The sequence below is a fragment of the Methyloversatilis universalis FAM5 genome, assembly GCF_000214035.2.
GTDB lineage: Bacteria > Pseudomonadota > Gammaproteobacteria > Burkholderiales > Rhodocyclaceae > Methyloversatilis > Methyloversatilis universalis.
The window spans coordinates 163,629-183,202 of sequence record NZ_AFHG01000059.1 but is presented as its reverse complement, the minus strand read 5'-3'; the positions used below and the strand labels follow the sequence as shown (position 1 = coordinate 183,202).

Annotated in this window: 20 protein-coding genes; 9 read left to right on the top strand and 11 right to left on the bottom strand. The window is 68.6% G+C overall.

Going from position 1 to position 19,574, the window contains the following annotated elements:
* Window positions 1-54 precede the first annotated feature (54 nt).
* From argH to METUNV1_RS18745, 5 genes are all read left to right on the top strand, one after another.
* Entirely contained in the window at window positions 55-1,488 is a 1,434-nt protein-coding gene (gene argH / locus METUNV1_RS18765) for an argininosuccinate lyase (protein ID WP_008064505.1), read from the top strand.
* Between the two features lie 132 nt (window positions 1,489-1,620).
* The gene (locus METUNV1_RS18760; RefSeq protein ID WP_008064503.1) at window positions 1,621-2,910 is read left to right on the top strand and encodes a protein kinase domain-containing protein; all 1,290 of its coding nucleotides are present in this window, start codon (window positions 1,621-1,623) and stop codon (window positions 2,908-2,910) included.
* Between the two features lie 4 nt (window positions 2,911-2,914).
* Window positions 2,915-4,237, top strand: a complete 1,323-nt coding sequence (locus METUNV1_RS18755) for a protein kinase domain-containing protein (RefSeq protein WP_008064501.1) — start codon at window positions 2,915-2,917, stop codon at window positions 4,235-4,237.
* Window positions 4,234-5,103 carry a fructosamine kinase family protein gene (locus tag METUNV1_RS18750; RefSeq protein WP_008064499.1) on the top strand — a complete coding sequence of 290 codons (870 nt, stop codon included), beginning with the start codon at window positions 4,234-4,236 and terminating at the stop codon, window positions 5,101-5,103. Before METUNV1_RS18755 ends, METUNV1_RS18750 begins: the two co-directional genes overlap by 4 nt.
* Window positions 5,104-5,402: 299 nt before the next feature.
* Window positions 5,403-5,966, top strand: coding sequence for a phasin family protein (locus tag METUNV1_RS18745; protein ID WP_008064497.1), 564 nt, complete (start codon window positions 5,403-5,405; stop codon window positions 5,964-5,966).
* Between the two features lie 90 nt (window positions 5,967-6,056).
* Here the strand turns inward: METUNV1_RS18745 and METUNV1_RS18740 are convergent, their stop codons facing one another.
* The gene (locus METUNV1_RS18740) at window positions 6,057-6,806 is read right to left on the bottom strand and encodes a competence/damage-inducible protein A (RefSeq protein WP_008064494.1); all 750 of its coding nucleotides are present in this window, start codon (window positions 6,804-6,806) and stop codon (window positions 6,057-6,059) included.
* Window positions 6,807-6,895: 89 nt separating this feature from the next.
* On the bottom strand, window positions 6,896-8,389 hold the full coding sequence (gene ubiD / locus METUNV1_RS18735; RefSeq protein WP_008064492.1) for a 4-hydroxy-3-polyprenylbenzoate decarboxylase: 1,494 nt from the start codon (window positions 8,387-8,389) through the stop codon (window positions 6,896-6,898).
* A 176-nt stretch (window positions 8,390-8,565) separates the two neighbouring features.
* On the opposite strand from ubiD, the gene METUNV1_RS18730 reads away from it, so the two are divergent.
* The 3 genes from METUNV1_RS18730 to METUNV1_RS18720 all read left to right on the top strand — a co-directional run bounded on the left by METUNV1_RS18730 (window position 8,566) and on the right by METUNV1_RS18720 (window position 10,802).
* Window positions 8,566-9,468 (top strand): histone deacetylase family protein, encoded by a 903-nt coding sequence (locus tag METUNV1_RS18730; RefSeq protein WP_008064490.1) that lies wholly within the window; start codon window positions 8,566-8,568, stop codon window positions 9,466-9,468.
* A 112-nt stretch (window positions 9,469-9,580) separates the two neighbouring features.
* Complete coding sequence (locus METUNV1_RS18725) at window positions 9,581-10,249, top strand: hypothetical protein (protein WP_008064488.1); 669 nt, start codon at window positions 9,581-9,583, stop codon at window positions 10,247-10,249.
* A 1-nt stretch (window position 10,250) separates the two neighbouring features.
* On the top strand, window positions 10,251-10,802 hold the full coding sequence (locus METUNV1_RS18720) for a FlgO family outer membrane protein (protein ID WP_008064486.1): 552 nt from the start codon (window positions 10,251-10,253) through the stop codon (window positions 10,800-10,802).
* 30 nt (window positions 10,803-10,832) lie between these two features.
* On the opposite strand, the gene METUNV1_RS18715 is transcribed toward METUNV1_RS18720, so the two are convergent.
* Genes METUNV1_RS18715 through METUNV1_RS18700 form a run of 4 tightly spaced genes read right to left on the bottom strand, consistent with a single transcriptional unit; the run spans window position 10,833 to window position 12,837 of the window.
* On the bottom strand, window positions 10,833-11,738 hold the full coding sequence (locus METUNV1_RS18715; RefSeq protein WP_008064484.1) for an alpha/beta hydrolase family protein: 906 nt from the start codon (window positions 11,736-11,738) through the stop codon (window positions 10,833-10,835).
* Window positions 11,735-12,238 carry a DinB family protein gene (locus METUNV1_RS18710; protein ID WP_008064481.1) on the bottom strand — a complete coding sequence of 168 codons (504 nt, stop codon included), beginning with the start codon at window positions 12,236-12,238 and terminating at the stop codon, window positions 11,735-11,737. Before METUNV1_RS18710 ends, METUNV1_RS18715 begins: the two co-directional genes overlap by 4 nt.
* A 34-nt stretch (window positions 12,239-12,272) precedes the next feature.
* Window positions 12,273-12,467 carry a YjiS-like domain-containing protein gene (locus METUNV1_RS18705; RefSeq protein WP_043360334.1) on the bottom strand — a complete coding sequence of 65 codons (195 nt, stop codon included), beginning with the start codon at window positions 12,465-12,467 and terminating at the stop codon, window positions 12,273-12,275.
* Complete coding sequence (locus tag METUNV1_RS18700; protein WP_008064479.1) at window positions 12,442-12,837, bottom strand: tautomerase family protein; 396 nt, start codon at window positions 12,835-12,837, stop codon at window positions 12,442-12,444. The genes METUNV1_RS18705 and METUNV1_RS18700 overlap by 26 nt, the downstream gene beginning before the upstream one ends.
* Before the next feature lie 201 nt (window positions 12,838-13,038).
* Between METUNV1_RS18700 and METUNV1_RS18695 the strand changes: the two genes are divergently transcribed.
* Entirely contained in the window at window positions 13,039-14,442 is a 1,404-nt protein-coding gene (locus METUNV1_RS18695; RefSeq protein WP_008064478.1) for an aminotransferase-like domain-containing protein, read from the top strand.
* Here METUNV1_RS18695 and METUNV1_RS18690 read toward each other — a convergent pair whose 3' ends face one another.
* Genes METUNV1_RS18690 through METUNV1_RS18670 form a run of 5 tightly spaced genes read right to left on the bottom strand, consistent with a single transcriptional unit; the run spans window position 14,443 to window position 19,516 of the window.
* Window positions 14,443-15,345: an alpha/beta hydrolase gene (locus METUNV1_RS18690; protein ID WP_008064477.1), complete on the bottom strand. Its 903-nt coding sequence runs from the start codon at window positions 15,343-15,345 to the stop codon at window positions 14,443-14,445. It lies immediately after the preceding gene.
* Between the two features lie 56 nt (window positions 15,346-15,401).
* Entirely contained in the window at window positions 15,402-16,268 is an 867-nt protein-coding gene (gene ubiA, locus METUNV1_RS18685; RefSeq protein ID WP_008064476.1) for a 4-hydroxybenzoate octaprenyltransferase, read from the bottom strand.
* Window positions 16,265-16,807: a chorismate--pyruvate lyase family protein gene (locus METUNV1_RS18680; protein WP_008064475.1), complete on the bottom strand. Its 543-nt coding sequence runs from the start codon at window positions 16,805-16,807 to the stop codon at window positions 16,265-16,267. Before METUNV1_RS18680 ends, ubiA begins: the two co-directional genes overlap by 4 nt.
* 49 nt (window positions 16,808-16,856) lie before the next feature.
* Complete coding sequence (gene ccoS / locus METUNV1_RS18675; RefSeq protein WP_008064474.1) at window positions 16,857-17,039, bottom strand: cbb3-type cytochrome oxidase assembly protein CcoS; 183 nt, start codon at window positions 17,037-17,039, stop codon at window positions 16,857-16,859.
* Window positions 17,039-19,516 carry a heavy metal translocating P-type ATPase gene (locus METUNV1_RS18670; protein WP_008064473.1) on the bottom strand — a complete coding sequence of 826 codons (2,478 nt, stop codon included), beginning with the start codon at window positions 19,514-19,516 and terminating at the stop codon, window positions 17,039-17,041. The genes ccoS and METUNV1_RS18670 overlap by 1 nt, the downstream gene beginning before the upstream one ends.
* Window positions 19,517-19,574 lie beyond the last annotated feature (58 nt).

The following is a 19,574-nucleotide window of genomic DNA, read 5'->3' as shown; positions in this document are numbered from 1 at the left end:
CCTCGCTGGCCTATAATTGCCGGTTTCCCGCAGCGTGCCGAACGTCTTTCCATCATGAGCGCATCTTCGCAGTCCGAACCGACCAAGGCCTGGTCGGGCCGTTTTTCCGAACCCGTGTCCGATCTGGTGAAACGTTATACCGCGTCGGTGTTTTTCGACCAACGGATGTGGCGTCAGGACATCCAGGGCTCGCTGGCCCATGCCGCCATGCTGGCGAAGCAGGGCATCATCGCCCAGGCCGATCTCGATGCCATCCGCACCGGCATGGCGCAGATCACGCAGGAAATCGAAGCAGGCCGCTTCGACTGGAACCTCGATGACGAGGATGTGCACCTCAATATAGAGAAGCGGCTGACCGCGCTGGTCGGCGACGCCGGCAAGCGCCTGCACACCGGCCGCAGCCGCAATGACCAGGTGGCAACCGACATCCGGCTGTGGCTGCGCGACGCGATCGACACCATCATTGGCCTGATCCGCGACTTCCAGCGCGCGCTGCTCGATCTGGCCGAGCACCACGCCGCCACGCCGCTGCCCGGCTTCACCCACCTGCAGGTGGCGCAACCGGTCACCTTCGGCCACCACCTGATGGCGTATTTCGAAATGCTGCGGCGTGATGCCGAGCGCTTCGCCGACTGCCGCAAGCGCACCAACCGGCTGCCGCTGGGTTCGGCCGCGCTGGCCGGCACCACCTTCCCGATCGACCGCGCATTCGTCGCCGCCGAACTGGGTTTCGACGAGGTGTGCCAGAACTCGCTGGACGCGGTGTCCGACCGCGATTTCGCGATCGAATTCTGCGCCGCCTCCAGCCTGCTGATGACCCACCTGTCGCGCCTGTCGGAAGAACTCATCCTGTGGATGAGCCCGCGCGTCGGCTTCATCGATCTGGCCGACCGCTTCTGCACCGGCTCATCCATCATGCCGCAGAAGAAGAACCCGGACGTGCCGGAGCTGGTGCGCGGCAAGACCGGTCGCGTGAATGGCAGTCTGATCGCGCTGCTCACGCTGATGAAGGGCCAGCCGCTGGCCTACAACAAGGACAATCAGGAAGACAAGGAACCGCTGTTCGACACCGCCGACACGGTGATCGACACGCTGCGCATCTACGCCGACATGATGGGCAGCACGACCGCCGCCGACGGCACGAAGGTGTTCAACGTGCGGGTCAAGGCCGAGGCGATGAAGAGCGCGCTGCGTCAGGGCTACGCCACCGCCACCGACCTGGCCGACTGGCTGGTCAAGCGCGGCCTGCCCTTCCGCGACGCACACGAGGCGGTCGCCCGCGCGGTGCGTCTGGCCGAACAGAAGGGCTGCGACGTGTCCGACCTCACGCTGGACGAGCTCAAGTCCTTCTCGCCGCTGGTCGATGAATCGGTGTTCGCGGTGCTGACGGTGGAAGGTTCGCTGTCGTCCCGCAACCACGTCGGCGGCACCGCACCGGAACAGGTGCGCGCCGCCATCGCCCGCGCCCGGGCCGGACTGGCCGGCTGACGCGGAATGCTTCTGCCCGGCGCCGGTCATGGTCGCCGGGCGTCCGCCACGCCGCCATGATGCCGACCACACGCTCCCGCCGCCGCTTCACCACTGCCCGCCGGGCGCCCGCCCGGCTGCGGGAGGCCTGACATGGACCTGCTCGGCAAGTACCGCATCCTGCGCCTGCTCGGCGAAGGCGCCACATCGAAGGTCTATCTGGCGCACGACCCCTTCGGCCGGCGCGAAGTGGCGATCAAGGTGGTGGCCCGTGGCGCCGACGACGGCAGCAAGACCGAGCGCTACCAGCGCAAGTTCTTCGTCGCCGAGGCCTCGCTCGCCGGCAAGCTCACCCATCCGCACATCGTGCAGATCTACGACGCGGTGGCGGAAGCCGATCCGGCCTACATCGTCATGGAGTATGTGCGCGGCGGCACGCTGGAACGGCACATCCAGCCGGAAAACCTGCTGCCGGTCGGCGACGTGCTGGAAATCATCTTCAAGTGTTCGCGTGCGCTGGATTTCGCCTGGCGCCTGGGCGTCATCCACCGCGATCTGAAGCCGGCCAACATCATGCGCGCCGACGACGGCGCGGCTGCTGGCACGAATGTGAAGGTGTCGGATTTCGGCGCCGCGATGTCGGTGTCGGCCAACGAAACCCAGGTGTCGGGCGTCGGCTCACCGGCTTACATGAGCCCGCAGCAGATCAAGGAACACCCGCTCAATCACCAGACCGACATCTTTTCGCTCGGCGTGGTGATGTACCAGCTGCTGACTGGCCAGCTGCCGTTCCAGGGCAGCAACAACTACAGCATGATGTACCAGATCACCCACGCCGAACCGGTGCCGCCGTCCGCCCTGCGGCCGGAGCTGCCGCCGGCGCTGGACGACATCGTGATGCGCGCGCTGCAGAAGTCGCTGGACGACCGCTACCCGACCTGGGACGCCTTTTCCTTCGATCTGGCCGAGGCCTTCCGCGGCGAGGCGCTGCGCGAACAGGACACGCGGATCGCCGACAGCGAGAAATTCAATTCGCTGCGGGCCCTGCCCTTCTTCCGCGACTTCTCCGACGTCGAACTGTGGGAGGTGGTGCGACTGGGCGAATGGCACCGGGTGGCCGGCGGACAGATGCTGCTGCGCGAGGGTGACGCCGGCGACGGCTTCTTCATCATCGCCGCCGGCGAGGTGAAGGTGACCAAGGGCCGCAAGCTGCTGAACGTGCTGTCGGCCGGCGAATGCGTGGGCGAAATGGCCTGGCTCACGCCGGAGCGCGGCACCCGCGGTGCCGACGTCTCCACGCTGTCGGAAGCGGTGGTGATCCATTTCGCCAACGCCACGCTGGAACACGCCTCCGAAGCCTGCCGCCACCGCTTCGACCGCGCCTTCCTGCGCATCCTGGTCGAGCGACTCGCGCTGGCCAACCAGCGCCTGACCGGAGTGTGAGCCGATGAGCGCGCGGCCGACCCCGGACTACGCTGCCGGCGGCACCCTCGGGCGCTACCAGCTGCGCCGCATCATCGGTCGCGGCAGTACCAGCACGGTATGGCTGGCCTGGGACCCGGAAACGCAGCGCGAGGTGGCCATCAAGTGCATCGACCCGGATGTGCTGAACGACAAGGTGCGCGGCAAGCTGCACCGCAACCTGCTGATCAACGAAGCGTCGCTGGCCAACCGGCTGCAGCATCCGCACATCGCCGCCATCCACGACGCGGTGGTCGGCGACGACCACGCGTGGATCGTGATGGAGTACGTCGGCGGCGGCACTCTGGAAGCGCACATCCAGCGGCCGGCCCTGCTGCCGGTCGATCGCATCGTCGAACTGATGTTCAAGTGCACCCGTGCGCTCGACTACGCCTGCCAGCTCGGCGTCACCCATCGCGACATCAAGCCGGCCAACATCCTGCTCACCCGCGACGGCGACCTCAAGCTGACCGATTTCGGCGCCGCGCTGTTCACCACCGTGGAACGCACCCAGGTCGAGGGCGTCGGCTCGCCGGCCTACATGAGCCCGCAGCAGGTGCGGGAAATGCCGCTGAACCACCAGACCGACATCTATTCTCTGGGCGTGGTGCTGTACCAGCTGCTGGCCGGCGAACTGCCTTTCCAGGCCAGCAACAAGTACAGCCTGGTGTACCAGATCATCCACGTCGAACCGCCGCCCCCCTCCACCCACCGCCCCGGTCTGCCCCCGGCGCTGGACGATGTGGTGGCGCGCGCCATGCACAAGGACGTGGCGCTGCGCTACGCGACCTGGGCCGAGTTCACCCACGATCTGGCGCAGGCCTTCCGCAATCGCCGGCTCAAGCCGCGGGACAATGCGGACAACGATGCCGAACACTTCCGGCTGCTGCGCACGCTGGCCTTCTTCCATGAATTCAGCGACGTCGAACTGTGGGAGGTGGCGCGCTTCACCCGGCTCGAGCGGGTGGCCGCCGGCACGCTGCTGATGAAGGACGGCGAACAGGGCGACCGGCTGTACGTGATCGCCGAGGGCGAAATGGCGATCGCGAAGAACGGACGCACGCTCACCATACTGACCGCCGGCGAATGCTGCGGCGAAATGTCGGTGGTCGCACGCGAGCGCAAGCTCCGCGCCAACGACGTTCAGGTGAGTACCGACAGCCTGCTGTGCGTGATCGACGGCCACAGCATCCGCCGCGCTTCGGAAACCTGTCGCATGCGCTTCTATGAAGCGTTCCTGCAGGTACTGGCCGGACGGCTGTCGACCGCCAACATGCGACTGGCCGACAGCGGGGGCGCGCCCGCATGAGCCCGCTGGCCCGGGAGATCGCCGCCACGCTCGGACTGCAACTGACCGGCGAAGCCGCGCTGCCGCCCGGACGCACCCGCAGCGCGCTGAAGCTCGATACCGGCGCCGGCGCACTGTTCATCAAGACCGTGCCGGCCGAACACGCCGACCGGCTTGCCGCCGAAGCGGACGGTCTGGCCCTGCTGCGTGACAGCGGCAGCTTCCGGGTGCCGGCACTGGCCGGCACCGGCGTCAGCGGAGAAGTTGCGTGGCTGGCGCTGGAATGGCTCGCGCTCAAGCCGGTCAGCGGCGACGACGACGGACGCGCTTTCGGTCAGGCGCTGGCCGCGCTGCACGCGGTGCGGGGCGAGCACTATGGTCTGGGACGGGACAACTGGCTGGGCGACAGCCCGCAGGAAAACGGCTGGTCGGCCTCCTGGCCGCTGTTCTACGCACAGAAACGCCTGCAACCGGCGCTCGAACGGCTGATCGCGGGCGGCGAGCGCGGCGAACTGATCCGTACGCTGCGCGCGCTGGTCGAACGGGTACCCGCCCTCTTCCTCGACTACCGGCCGGTACCGTCACTGCTGCACGGCGATCTGTGGCACGGCAACGCCGGCATCGCGGATGGGCGGCCTGCCGTATTCGATCCGGCCGTGCATTACGGCGACCGTGAAGCCGACTACGCGATGACCGAACTGTTCGGCGGTTTCCCGGTGTCCATGTACGCCGCCTATCAGAAGGCGGCGCCACTCGACGCCGGTGCGCCCGCCCGTCGCGGCCTTTACCGGCTGCACCACCTGCTGAATCACTTCCTCCTGTTCGGTGAGGCCTACCGGCGCGAAACCGAGCGCACCGCAGCACGCCTGCTGTCCGAACTGCGCTGATACGCCTGCGCCGATGCAGTGCCGCAGCGCAGCCGACGCAAGACAAGGTCTTGAACGGACGTACACATATCTTTGTTTAGATTAAGATTTTCTTACCCAAGGTTTTTGTGTGCAGTGCAACAAAAACCTGTTGACATCGCGTCGACCACCCCTATAATCGTAGTCATGGTGCAGCGCAATACGGACTGAGTGAATCAGTCGGTGATCGGGCTGCACACAAACTCAAGTGGCCTCGTGGGTGTAGGTGTTCTTGCCCGGTCGTGGTCGCTCTTTCAACACAAGTATTGGAGATAACCACCATGGCCTTTACCCCGGAAAACATTGCCGCCGCCAACAAGAACGGCATCGAAGCCCTGCTGACCCTGGCCAACACCGCCTTCGCCAGCACCGAGCGTCTGGCCGCGCTGAACCTGAACACCGCCCGTTCGCTGCTGGAAGACAGCGTCGCGAACACCAAGTCGCTGCTGGGCGCCAAGGACGTGCAGGACATCGTTTCGCTGCAGAGCGGTTTCGTGCAGCCGGCGATCGAGAAGGTCGTTGCCTACTCGCGCAGCGTCTATGAAATCGTGTCGCAGACCCAGGAAGAGCTGAGCAAGGTTGTCGAAGCTCAGGTCGGCGAAGTGAACAAGGCTGTCACCTCGACCCTGGATCAGGCCGCCAAGCAGGCGCCGGCCGGTTCGGACGTCGCCGTCGCCGCCGTGAAGTCGGCCATCGCTGCCGCCAACAGCGCCTACGACAGCATCGCCAAGGCCACCAAGCAAGCCGTGGAACTGGCCGAAGCCAACGTGAATGCCGCGACCTCGGCCACCGTGCGTGCCGTCGGCGCTGCCAGCACCACCGCGAAGAAGAAGGCGGCTGCCTGATCCTTCAGCACCTGCTGCAAGAAAAAGCCCCGCTCCGGCGGGGCTTTTTCGTTGACGCGCCGGAACGCGTCATCCGGATCACACGGTCGGTCAGGCGTCTGGCGCGATCACCAGACCCCGCTTGAGCACTTCGACCCGCATGGCCGCCATCGCGGCGGGCACCTTGTCGGCGGCGCCCTTGGCGCCCAGTTCGATGTGCGGCGTCGCATGGCGTGCATTGCCGAAGCTGGGCAGGCTGAACACGGTGACGCCGTACTCGGCCTCGGTCGCCTGCATCAGGTCGAGCAGCTTGCTCTCGTGCGCATCGAACACGAACATCGACGCTTCCACCCAGTCACGGGTGTGATGCAGATGCACGTACTGCGTGTCCAGCACCCACTTCATCATCGGCCACGCCATTTCCGGGAAACCGGGCACGAAGTGGTGATGGCCGCAGCTGAAGCCGGGAATGCGGTTGAAAGGATTCGGAATGATCCGGCTGCCGGCCGGGAATTCGCCCAGACGCAGCCGGTTTTCGGTGGTTTCAGCGCCGAAGCGCGCACGGATCTCGGCTTCCGCTTCCGGATGCAGCACGCAGTCCACGCCCAGTGCGGCCGCCGCGGCCTGCCGCGTGTGGTCGTCCGGCGTCACGCCGATGCCGCCGCAGGAGAACACGATGTCGTCGCTCGCGAACGAACGGCGATAGGCTTCGATCAGCCTCGGCCGCTCGTCACCCAGGTAATGCACCCAGGACAGCTGCAGCCCGCGCTCGCCCAGCAGTTCGCGCACCTTGGCGAAATGCCCGTCCTGACGACGACCGGACAGGATTTCGTCACCGATGATGTAGAGGCCGATGGCCATTTTCAAGCACTCCTTCTTGCCGCGCACACGCGGCCGGTTCTGGGATGAAGGCGGTCCAGGCCGCCCTGATTGCGTCGGGATCGGGCCGGTCACAGGCCCAGTTCGGACCACATGGCATCGACGCGCTGCTTCACGTCGGCATCCATCTCTATCGTGCGCCCCCACTCGCGGCTGGTTTCGCCCGGCCACTTGTTGGTCGCGTCCAGGCCCATCTTCGATCCGAGACCGGCGACCGGGCTGGCGAAATCGAGGTAGTCGATCGGCGTGTTGTCGACGATGACGGTGTCGCGCTTCGCGTCCATGCGCGTGGTCATGGCCCAGATCACTTCCTGCCAGCTGCGGATGTCGATGTCCTCGTCCACCACGATGATGGTCTTGGTGTACATGAACTGGCGCAGGAAACTCCACACGCCGAACATGACCCGCTTGGCGTGACCCGGGTACTGCTTGCGCATCGACACCACCGCCAGCCGGTATGAACAGCCTTCCGGCGGGAGGTAGAAGTCGGTGATTTCCGGAAACTGCTTCTGCAGCAGCGGCACGAACACCTCGTTCAGCGCCACGCCCAGCATCGCAGGTTCGTCCGGCGGCTTGCCGGTGTAGGTGGAGTGGTAGATCGGATCGCGCCGCATCGTGATGCGGGTGATCGTGAATACCGGGAATTCGGCGACTTCGTTGTAGTAGCCGGTGTGGTCACCGAACGGGCCTTCGGGCGCATGCTCGTAGCCGGACGGGTGGTTCGCGTCGGGCCGCAGTTCGCCTTCGAGCACGATTTCCGCACTGGCCGGCACATCGAGGTCATTGCCCACGCACTTCACCAGTTCGGTCCGGCTGCCGCGCAGCAGGCCGGCGAACTGGTACTCGGACAGCGTGTCCGGCACCGGCGTCACCGCCCCGAGTATGGTGGCCGGATCGCAGCCCAGCACCACTGACACCGGGAAGGGCGTGCCCGGAAACCTGCGCGCATGATCGCGGAAATCCAGCGCACCGCCGCGGTGGGCGAGCCAGCGCATGATCACCCGGTTGCGGCCGATCACCTGCTGACGGTAGATGCCGAGGTTCTGCCGCTTCTTGTCCGGACCGCGGGTCACCACCAGACCCCAGGTGATCAGCGGCGCGGCGTCGCCCGGCCAGCAGTGCTGCACCGGCAGCGCGCCGAGGTCGACATCCGGCCCTTCGATCACGACCGTCTGACAGGGCGCGGACGACACCTTCTTCGGCGCCATCGAGAACACCTGCTTCAGCATGGGCAGCTTGTCCCAGGCGTCCTTCAGGCCCTTGGGCGGTTCCGGTTCCTTCAGCATGGACAGCGTGCGGCCGATGTCGCGCAGCGCCTCCGCCCACCTGTCGCCGCTGACCCCCATGCCGAGCGCCACCCGCCCGGGCGTGCCGAACAGATTGCCCAGCACCGGCATGCGATGCCCGGTCGGCTGTTCGAACAGCACCGCCGGCCCCTGCGCGCGCAGCACGCGGTCGCAGATTTCGGTCATTTCGAGATGGGGCGACACCGGACGCGTGACGCGCTTCAGTTCGCCCCTCTTTTCAAGCTGCGCGATGAAATCGCGCAAATCGGTGTATTTCATTCTGTATTCCGGCTCGGCTCGCGGCCGATGGTAAGCGAGAACGCGCCCTCGGCGCAGCGCCCGCCGACACTGACCGGTGGCGGCGCGCGGCGTTCCGGTCGACTGTCTCAAGCCGGGCGGCAACCGGGCTCCTCCATGGCTGTCAGAATGCCCGTCCCGCACTTCACGACCGCACCATGATTGCCTGGTACGCAGACCATTTCGTGCTTCCGCTGCCCGAAACCCACCGCTTCCCGATGGCCAAGTATCGCCAGTTGCGCGAGCGGGTGGCGGCCGAACTGCCGGATGTCGACCTGCGCGAGCCGGCCGCGGCCACCGACGCAGAACTGTGCCGCGCGCACGACGCAGGCTATGTCGACCGCGCCAGCCGCGGCGAACTGAGCGTGAACGAAATCCGCACCATAGGCTTTCCGTGGTCGCCGGAAATGATCGAGCGCTCGCGCCGCTCGGCCGGTGCCACGATGAGCGCCTGCCGCAGCGCGCTGCGCGAGGGCGTGTCGGTGAATCTGGCCGGCGGCACCCATCACGCCAAGCACGCCAGCGGCGCCGGCTACTGCGTGTTCAACGACGCCGCGGTCGCCACCTGCATGCTGCAGGCCGAATGCGGCATCGCGCGCGTCGCCATCGTCGATCTGGACGTGCATCAGGGTGACGGCACCGCCGACATCCTGGGCGACGCGGATGACGTATTCACGCTGTCGCTGCACGGCGACCGCAATTTCCCCTTCCGTAAGGAAGTGAGCCACCTCGACGTCGCGCTGCCCGACGGCACCGGTGACCAGGCCTACCTCGCCGCACTGGACCAGGCGCTGGCGACCATGAGCCGGCGCTTCGAACCGCAGTTCGTCATCTACCTCGCCGGCGCCGACCCCTTCGAGGGTGACCGGCTCGGCCGGCTCAAGCTCACCCGCGCCGGTCTGGCGGCGCGCGACGCCCGGGTGTTCGACTTCTGCCGCCAGCGCGGGCTGCCGCTCGCGATCACGATGGCCGGCGGCTACGCCGAACGGATCGAGGACATCGTCGCCATCCACTTCGCCACGATCTCCGCCGCACGCGCCCTGCACCGCCCCGCCGCCTGACCGGCCCCTCCGCACCCGGTTGACGCACCGGCCGCGCTTTCTGGTAACTTGCGCGCCAGATATATTCCATTGGAATATATCTACCACCCATCCTGCGGAGGAGTCTCGTCCGATGAACACCCGACATTTCGGCGGCGCCGTCGCGCTCGCGCTGCTCGCGGCGGGCTGCGCCGCGCCGTACAGCGAAACGCCGCTGGCCACCAATTTCCCGACCAGCAAACAACCCAAGGTGCAGGCGGCCGGCCATTGGGCCGCCATCGCACAGGACGTGGCGCGCCAGATTTCCCGCGATCTCAGCGACAGCGGCCCGCTGCACGTGCAGGAAAGCCGCGCCCCCAGCGAGTTCGAGCGCGCCTTTTCGCGTCAGCTGGTGTCGGCACTGATGGCCGAAGGCCGCAGCGTGAGCCGCAGCCCGGACGCAGCGAAGGTGCTGGCATTCGAAACGCAGACCGTGCGCTTTTCGCCGGACCGCTTTCAGAACCGCCAGATCGGCGGGCTCACGCTGATCGCCGGCGGCCTGTGGGCGCTGGCGGCGGTCGATGCCAGCGCCGCCGGCGTGGCCACCGCCGGCGCCGTCGCCTACGACGGGCATCAGGCGCTCACGTCGGAATTAGCCCGCGGCGATACGCCGGCCACCGAAATACTGATCACCGTGCATGTGAGCGAAGGCGACCGCTACATCGCTCACCGCAGCCTGGTCTATTACGCGGCCGACAGCGACCGCCTGCTGTACGAAGGCGGCAGCGGCGTACATGCGGTCCATCTGAAGGGAGGGCAGTGACATGCGCCCCTTACGCCGACTGAACGCCCTGATCTGCTGCGTCGCGCTGTGCGCGGCCGGCTGCACACCGGCCGTCAAGCCGGATCCGACCTACGACGAGGCGGCCGCAGACCGCTTCGTGCCGACCAACTACCGCGCCGCCGACGCGCTGATCGCGCAGATCGGCGACCGGGTGGGTCCGGGCAATCCGCTCATCATCGCCACCGTGGTGAACATCGACGCGCTGGACCAGTCCTCGACGCTGGGCCGGCTGGTGTCGGAACAGGTGTCGTCGCGCTTCTCCCGCGCCGGCTATCACATGGTGGAGATGAAATTCCGCAACAGCGTCTATGTCCGCCAGAACCAGGGCGAACTGATGCTCACGCGCGAAATAAAGGACCTGGCGGTGAGCCATCAGGCGCGCGCGGTCATCGTCGGCACCTATGGCGCCAGCGAGGACCGGGTGTTCCTGAACCTGAAGGTGATCGACCCGGCCAGCAATGTCGCGCTGGCAGCGCACGATTACGTGCTGCCGCGCGACACCGCGATGAAGGCGCTGCTGCGCAGTCGCTGAAGCGCCGGGCGGCGGGCGGAATCCGGCACTTCAGCGGCCGCGCAGCCACCTCAGGCCGAGCGGCCACAGCGTGCGCTGCATGTCGGAGTGGAAGGGTGCGAAATGGCCGATCTTCGTGAGCCCGAAGCGTGCCGGCAGGAACTGCACCCGGCGGGTGCGGGCGGCGGTGAACCAGTCCAGCAGACGCTGCATCGCCGCCGGCGTGGCGTACGGATCGTCCGCCGACGCGCAGGCCAGTACCTGACCTCGGTAGGCGGCGAAAGCCGCCCGCGCCGCCTCGCCGTCCGGCGCACCGGACGCGCCGGGCAGCCAGCGGTAAAGACGGTCGAATTCGGGCCACAGCCGCAGCCCCCATTCCAGCGCCACGCCACGCGGCAGGTCTTCCAGCCAGCCCAGCCGCTTGCCCGGGAAGTAACCGAGCAGCAGCGCCAGAAGCGGCATCAGCAGATGCCAGCGCAGCAGATAGCCGAAGCGCTCGCGCGGTGCGTAATCCGGCCAGTAGGCGTACTGCGAGCCGACCAGCAGCAGACGCGCCAGCCGGGTATTGGACGGCGCCGAGCCGAGGCAGAAGCCACCGATGCTGTGCCCGACGCCGACCAGCGTACGACCGGGAAAGCGCACCGACAGCCAGCGGATGGCGGCATCGGCGTCGAGTGCGCCCCAGTCGTGCTTGGTCGCACGCAGGCCGCGCAGGCTGCCGTAACGGCTGTCGCCGATGCCGCGGTAGTCGAAAGTCATGGCGGGCAGTCCGTGCGTGGCGAGCCAGGCGGCGAAGCGGCCGTAGTAGCGGGCCGCAACACCGGTCGCGCAGCAGATCACCACCGCAGGCCTGCTGCCGTCATCCGACAGCGGACACCACAGCCGGCCCTGCAGACGATAACCATCGGCTGCGCTGAACTCGAAGGCTTCGGGCGCGGCCGCCTCGACGCGGGTCATGCAGCCACGTCCAGCCGCAGGAAGTACACGTAATCCATCTCCGGCGCCGGCAGGCCGAGCCGGGTGATGACCGCGGACATCTGGCCACGGTGGTGGGTGCCGTGGTTGAACACGTGCAGCAGCGTGCCGGCCCAGGGCGTGTCGCAGGCAACGCCGGCCATGTTCGGGTAACGCAGGCGGGACGCCAGCTGCGCGTCGTCCGCTGCCTCGATCAGCGACGGCCAGCGCGCGGACTGAGCGCGCACCCTCGCGGCCAGCGCGACGCGATCCGTCTCCACTTCGTCCGCCAGCGACGTCGCCGCGAAAGGCGATCCGGTAAAACGGCCGTACCAGATCAGGTCAGCCAGCAGCAAGTGATTCAGCGTGCCGTGCAGGCTGCGGAAGAACAGGCCGTGATCGGCCCGGTAGTCGGCGTCGCTGACCCCGTCGAGCGCGGCGAGCAGACGCTCGCCGGCCCAGGCGTGGTAGCGAGCCATGCTCAGGCAGTGGGCTTTCATCATGTCGGATTCGGGGCAGACCGGACGCGGCAAGGTATCAGTGGATGCGGACGCGCGGCGCGACCGGCTCGTCGAAGCGACCGGCCAGCACCGACGGAATGTCGGAGCGGCCGAGGCCGAGGTCGCGCAGCTGAAGGTCGTCCATCGCCCGCAATTCTGCCCGGGCGCGGCGGCGGCTGCGCGCCTCGACCACGCGCCGCCGCAGGCTACACCACCATTCTTGAGCGGACATGGCGCACCTCCTGGGTCTCTCCGGCATAGCCCCACGAATCCGCCGGCAGATCGGTCACCACGATGTAGCTCGCCGGATGCAGCGGGCCGACCAGTTCGTCCAGCGCCTGCCACACCGCGGCGATGTAGTTCGCCTTCTCCGGCTTGGTATTGGTGCCGGCCGTCACCCGCACTTCGAGATGGAAGGCGGTGAGCGCCTCGCCCGCCGGCTCCGCGCCGACCGACCAGTGCTCGACATGACCGACCGCCAGCGCCGTCAGCTCGCGCTTCTTGCCCAGCACTTCGGCGGTGAGATCGGTGACCGCACGGACCACGGCCCGTCGGGTGTCCGGGTCCAGTGGGCGGGACAGATTCAGCGTGATCATCGGCATGGCGGCATCTCCTGAGTGAATGGCCGCATCATGCCGCTGGCAACTGTGCCGATGAATGCACAGAAACTGCGCATTGAACCGGTACAGTCGCACCCCTTCCCGGGCTGTACCGGAACGGCAGCCGGCAAACTGTACCGGTCGCTGGATGAAGCATCGCAGTACAGTAGCGGCGTCGTGATCCACCGCCAGAAAGGACGCTGCATGAACCGCTACGAACAGCTGGCCGACCGCCTGCGCGCGGACATCCGTGCCGGCCTGTATCCGCCGGGTCAGCGCCTGCCCTCGGTGCGGCGCATCGCCACCCAGCAGGGCCTGAGCATCGCCACCTGCATTTCCGCCTACCGCAAGCTGGAGGCCCAGGGCTGGCTGGAGGCGCGTCCGCAGTCCGGCTTCTACGCGCGCACGCCCGAAGCGCTACCGCCGCGTGCGCACCAGACCTGCGACGACGAATGTCCGGGCGAAGTCACCATGTCGGAGCGGGTGGCCCAGGTGATGCGCGCGTCCCACCGCGAGGACCTGATGGTGTTCAGCACCGCGATCCCGCACGCGGATTTCCAGCCGGTGAAGGACGTGCGCGCCAGCCTGAGCCGCGCGCTGCGCGCAGACGACGCGGGCAGCGCGCGTTACGGCGAATTCATCGGCGAGGAGGCGCTGCGGGTGCAGATCGCCCGGCGCGCGGTCGAATCCGGCTGCCAGATCCACCCCGACGACATCGTCATCACCACCGGCTGCCAGGAGGCGCTGACGCTGGCGCTGCGCGCCACCACGCAGCCGGGCGACATCGTTGCCATCGAATCGCCGGCCTTCTTCGGCACGCTGCAGCTGATCGAGTCACTCGGGCTGAAGGCGCTGGAAATTCCCACCGACACCCAGACCGGCCTCAGCCCGGACGCCCTGGAACTGGCGCTCGAAAAGTGGCCGGTGAAGGCCTGCCTCGCCTGCACCAGCTTCAGTAATCCGAGTGGCGCGCTGATGCCGGACGCCAACAAGCGGCGCATCGTGCAGATGCTGTCCTCGCGCGGCATCGCGCTGATCGAGGACGACATCTACGGCGAGCTGGCGCACGACGGCGAGCGGCCACGCGTCGCCAAGGCCTGGGACCGCACCGGCCACGTGCTGCTGTGCTCGTCCTTCTCCAAAACCCTTGCGCCCGGGCTGCGGGTGGGCTGGATCGTTGCCGGGCGCTGGCGGCGCGACGTCGAGCGCCTGAAGTACGGCTCTACCATGGCGACCGCGCTGCTGCCCCAGCGCGCGCTCGCCGACTACCTGTCCACCGGCCGCTGGGAACGCCACCTCGCGCGCATCCGCCGCCAGTACGCGGAACAGATGGAACGCATGCAGACCGCGATCGCGCGCCATTTCCCGGCCGGCACCCGGTGCACCCGGCCGGCCGGCGGCTTCATCCTGTGGGTGGAACTGCCGGACCACGTCGACGCGCTGGCGCTGCAGGCGAAGGGGCTGGCGGCCGGCGTCAGTGTGGCGCCCGGGCCGCTGTTCTCGCCGCAGGGCAAGTACCGCAACTGCATACGCCTGATGTGCGCGGTGCGCTGGGACGCCCGGGTGGATAACGCGATGGCGGCCCTGGGCAGACTGGCTGCGGGCTGATCAGGGCACGGCGCCAGTTTCCCGCAGGAAGGCATCCACACGGGCCGTGTAGTGACCCGGTTCGCCCAGGGTGCTGTTGATGTCGCCGTGCGACAGGTCGAGTGGCAGCAGCTCGATGCGTCCGCCGGTGTCGCGCACCCGTTGCGCGAAGGCGTCGACCTGATCGCAGGCCTGGCTGCGCCGGCTGGAGCACACCGCCAGCCAGGGCGGCGTCGGGCCGCTCAGCCGATGGCGCGGCGAGGTGGCCGCCCAGAACGCCGGATCGGTGCCGAAGGCGCGGTCGAACAGTGGCGCATGCCGTTCGGTCATCAGCCGCGGCACGTCCAGCGCGCCGCTGTCGAGCAGCACCGCCGCACGCCAGGGCTGCACGCCGGCCGGCGGAGCGGCCGCCAGCAGCGCCACCAGATGCGCGCCGGCAGAATGTCCCATCAGCACGAAGCGGGACGGATCACCGCCCCAGGACGCCGCCAGAGACTGCGCCTTCGTCAGCGCAGCGGCCACGTCGTCGCGCTGGGTCGGCACGTCGGCCTCGGGCAGCATGCGGTAATTGACCGACACTAGGATGGCCCCTGCGGGCAGCCAGTGCGCCACCTTGTTGCCCACCACCCGGCCGTGCGCCTTGTCGCCACGCCGCCAGCCTCCGCCATGCACCATGAAGATGACTGGCGCACCCCGCACGCCCGGCGGAACGAACACGTCCATGCGCTGCGCCGGGTCCGGACCGTAGGGCTGGTCGCGCAGCACGCGGCTGCCGGCGGGCAAGCCGGCTTCGGTCGGCGCGGCGTCCCCGCGGCGCGCGCTCAGGCGTTCGCGCAAGGGGCCGGCGTGCGCGGCGGACATGGACAGCAGGCAAAGCGCGACGGTCAGCGCCGCCGCACAAAGGAAGGTGACAGGACGCGGCATGCGGAACACTCCGTGAGATCAGGACTGTTCCGGTGGACGCGCGACGGCGCCGGCGCTTACGGACGCAGCAGGTAATCCAGCACGATGCCGGCGAACACCGCGGCGCCGAACCAGTTGTTGTGCAGGAAGGCGCGGAAGCAGGCCGCCCGCTCGCGGCCGCGGATCAGCGTCCAGTGGTAGCCGGCGATGCCTGCTGCCACCGCCAGCGACACGTAGAAGGGCAGACCCAGCCCTTCGCGCGTACCCCACCAGGCCAGCAGCGCCAGCGTGATCGCGTAGCAGCTCATGATGGCTGCCACGTCGAAACGGCCGAAGGTGATGGCCGAGGTGCGGATGCCGATCTTCAGGTCGTCCTCGCGATCGACCAGCGCGTATTCGGTGTCATAGGCCACCGCCCAGAACACGTTGGCGGCCAGCAGCAGCCAGGCCTCGAACGGCACTTCGTACAGCTGGGCGGCATAGGCCATCGGCGCGCCGAAACCGAAGGCGATGCCCAGATAGGCCTGGGGAATCGCGAAGAAGCGCTTGGTGAAGGGGTAGCTGGCGGCGAGGAAGAGCGCGGCAAAGGACAGCGCAATCACCAGCCGGTGAAGCGGCAGGATGAGGATGAAGGCGCACAGCGACAGCCCGGCCGCCAGCAGCAGCGCCTCCCGCGTGCTCACCTCTCCGGTGGCCAGCGGCCGGTTCTTCGTGCGCTCGACATGGCCGTCGAAATTGCGGTCGGCATAGTCGTTCATGACGCAGCCGGCGCTGCGCATCAGCACCGTGCCCAGCATGAATATCCACACCATGAAGGGCGACGGGTTGCCGCCGCCGGACACCCACAGCGCCCACAGAGTGGGCCAGGCCAGCAGCAGGATGCCGATCGGCTTGTCCAGCCGCATCAGGCGCTCCCAGGCATTCAGTCGGGCGGACAGGTTCATGGCGCAAGCTCCGAAATCGCGGGCAGGAACACCTCGGTCACCAGCAAAGGCCGGCCGTGCCGCATGAACAGAGAACGGCGCGCCCACAGCGGCCCGCTGACCGCGATGCCCTCGGCGCGCACCCGGCGATGCAGCGGATGCCGCCAGTCCAGCCTGCGCACCGCCAGCGGCGAGCGGGCGATGCGCGCGTCAGCGAACAGCAGCGCGCCCAGCGGCCGGCTGCCGACGCCGCGGAACATGTGCCACACGCCGTGCAGATCGCGCGGATTCACCACGCTGTGCGCGAACACCACCGGCCGGCCGTCGGCACGCAGCAGCACCTCGCGCGACACCGCGCGCGCGCGGCCGCAGCCGACCAGACTGGCTTCATCGGCCGCCAGTGCGGCGCGTCCGGTGCGCAGCGGCTGCACCGAAAAATGACGGCAGCGCGCGCGGATGCGGGCGGTCAGCGAATGCGGATCAGTCAGCCAGCCGCGCAGCGGCGGCGGCATGAACAGGGCCGGCGAGCGCCACGCGGTGCCGGCTCGGGACAGGGTCATCGGGGATGCGGTGAAGAAGCGGAACCGGCCCGCATGATACCGCCTCGGCCTAGCGCGCCGGCCGGTCGTCGTCCTTCGGCAGTTCGGGCGCGCGGTCGTCGTCCATCAGCATGCGATGGGCCGGCCCTTCGAGATCGTCGAACTGGCCGCTGCGCGCCGACCAGATGAACACCGCGCCGATGCCGATCGCGATCAGCACCGACATCGGCACCAGCAGCCACAGAATGTCCATCAGCTTTTCTCCGGTGCCCGCCGCTGCAGGCGCAGCGCATTGAGCACCACCATCAGCGAACTGAGCGACATGCCGACGCCGGCCATCCAAGGCGTGATCCAGCCCAGCATGGCCGGCGGAATGGCCAGCAGATTGTAGGCGAAGGCCCAACGCAGGTTCTGGCGTACCACGGCCAGCGTGGCCTGGGCGCTGTCCAGCCCGCGGGTGAGCGCGTCGAAACGATCGGACAGCAGCACCAGGTCACCCTGGGCGCGCGCCAGTTCGGTGCCGCTGCCCATGGCCACCGACACCTGGGCCTGGGCCAGCACCGGCGCGTCGTTCACGCCGTCGCCCAGCATGGCCACCACGGCACCCCGCTGCTGCAGCGCCTCGATGTGGGCGCGCTTGCCTTCGGGCGTCATCCGCGCCTGCGCGTCGGCAATCCCCAGTTCGCCGGCCAGTGCGGCCACCGGCGCCGGTGCGTCGCCGGACAGCAGGCTGATTTCGATGCCTCGCTCGCGCAGGCGTGCCACCAGTTCGTGCGCGCCCGGGCGCAGCGTATCGCTGAGGTCGAAGCGGACCAGCAGGCCGCCTTCGTCACCCAGCCAGACCGGCGTGACCAGACCTTCGGGCGGCAGCGGCTGCGCGGCACCCGACAGCGCGCAGACGTAATCGGCCCGGCCCAGCCGCAGCCGACGGCCGGCGATGCGGCCTTCTACCCCCTGCCCTGTTTCGGCGACCAGATCGCTGACCGCTGGCAGCGCACCCGGGGCGGCCGCACGCAGCGCGCGGGCGATCGGGTGGGTGGACGGCCCTTCCAGCGCCGCCGCCAGGGCCAGCGCTTCGTCGGCACGGCATCCGCCCAGCGGCTCGACCGTCTGCACGTTCATGTCGCCGGTGGTCAGGGTGCCGGTCTTGTCGAACACCACATGGGTCACCCGGGCCAGCGTTTCGATGGCATGCGGCCGGGTGACCAGCAGGCCGCCACGCGACAGCACGCCGGTGCCCACGGTCAGCGCCGCCGGCGTGGCCAGCGACAGCGCGCACGGACAGCTCACCACCAGCACCGCGACGAACACCGGCAGCGCCTGCGACGGGTCCAGCCACAGCCAGACGGCTGCGGTGAGCAGCGCCAGCACGATGAGCGCCTTCACGAAATGCACCGCCACCCGGTCGGCGAACTGCACCACCGCCGGCCGGCTGGCCGAAGCGCGGCCGATCAGCCGGCGGATCGCCGCCAGCCGGGTCGCCTCGCCGACCTGTTCCACCGCCAGCACCACCGGTGAGGCGATGTTCAGGCTGCCGCCGACCACCCGGTCGCCAGGCGCACGCGCCTGCGGGCGCGATTCACCGGTGAGCAGACTTTCATCGACCTCGCTGCGGCCATCGACCAGCCGGCCGTCCGCCGGAAACACCTCGCCGGCCGCCACCGCCACATGGTCGCCGGCGGCCAGTCGTGCCACCGGCACCGCTTCGGTCGCGCTGCCCGGCCAGGCGGTGAAACGCCGCGCCAGCGCCGGCATGACGCGCGCCAGTTCCTCCACCCCGCGCACCGCGCGCTGGCGGGCCAGCATTTCCAGATAGCGCCCGCCGAGCAGCAGGAACACGAACATGGTGACCGAATCGAAATAGACCACGCCCGAATGCGTCACCGTGGCCCACAGGCTGGCGATGAAGGCGCTGCCGATGCCGAGCGCGATCGGCAGGTCCATGCCGACCCGCTTCGCCGCGAGGTCGCGCAGTGCGCGCGAGAAGAAGGGGGCGGCGGAATAGCACACCACCGGCGCGGTCAGCACCAGACTGGCCCAGCGCATCAGCGCGGCGATGCTGTCCGGCAGTTCGGCGTCACCGGCGGTGTACTCCGGCCACGCGTACATCATCACCTGCATCATGCCCAGTCCGGCCACCGCCAGCCGCCACAGCGCGTCGCGGCGCTCGCTGCGCGCAAGCGATTCGGCATGCGCGCGGTCGTTCGGCCAGGCTTCGTAGCCGATGTCGGCCACTGCCTGCAGGATGGCCGACAGCTGCACGCGCGTCGGGTCCCACACCACGCGGGCGCGGCGGGTGGCGTAGTTGATGTCCAGCGCCAGCACGCCGGGCAGACGGCCGACATGCTGTTCGTTCAGCCACACGCAGGCGGCGCAGCGTATGCCTTCGATGATGAGCAGCGCCTCGCGCGCGTCGGCACAGGCCGGGTGGGCGACCGTGCGCACGAAATCCGCCTGCACTTCCGGCAGGTCGTAGGCGGCGAGATCGCGCCCCGAGCCTTCGGGCGCGCTGTCCGGCAGCGTGTCGCGATGCGCGTAGAAGGCCTCCAGCCCGCCGCCGGCGATTGCCTCGGCCACCGCGGCGCAGCCGGCGCAGCACATCGGCCGCGCCTCGCCGGCCACGCGGACGCGATAGCGCACCGCCCCCTCGACCGGCAGGCCGCAGTGGTAACAGTGGACTGCGGAGGCGTCGACAGGTCGCAGGTTCAGCGGAGCGTCCGGCGCATTCATCGCGGAGGCGGAGATCGGGTCATGGCGTCGCATTCTAGGCGGGCACCGCGCGGGTGCC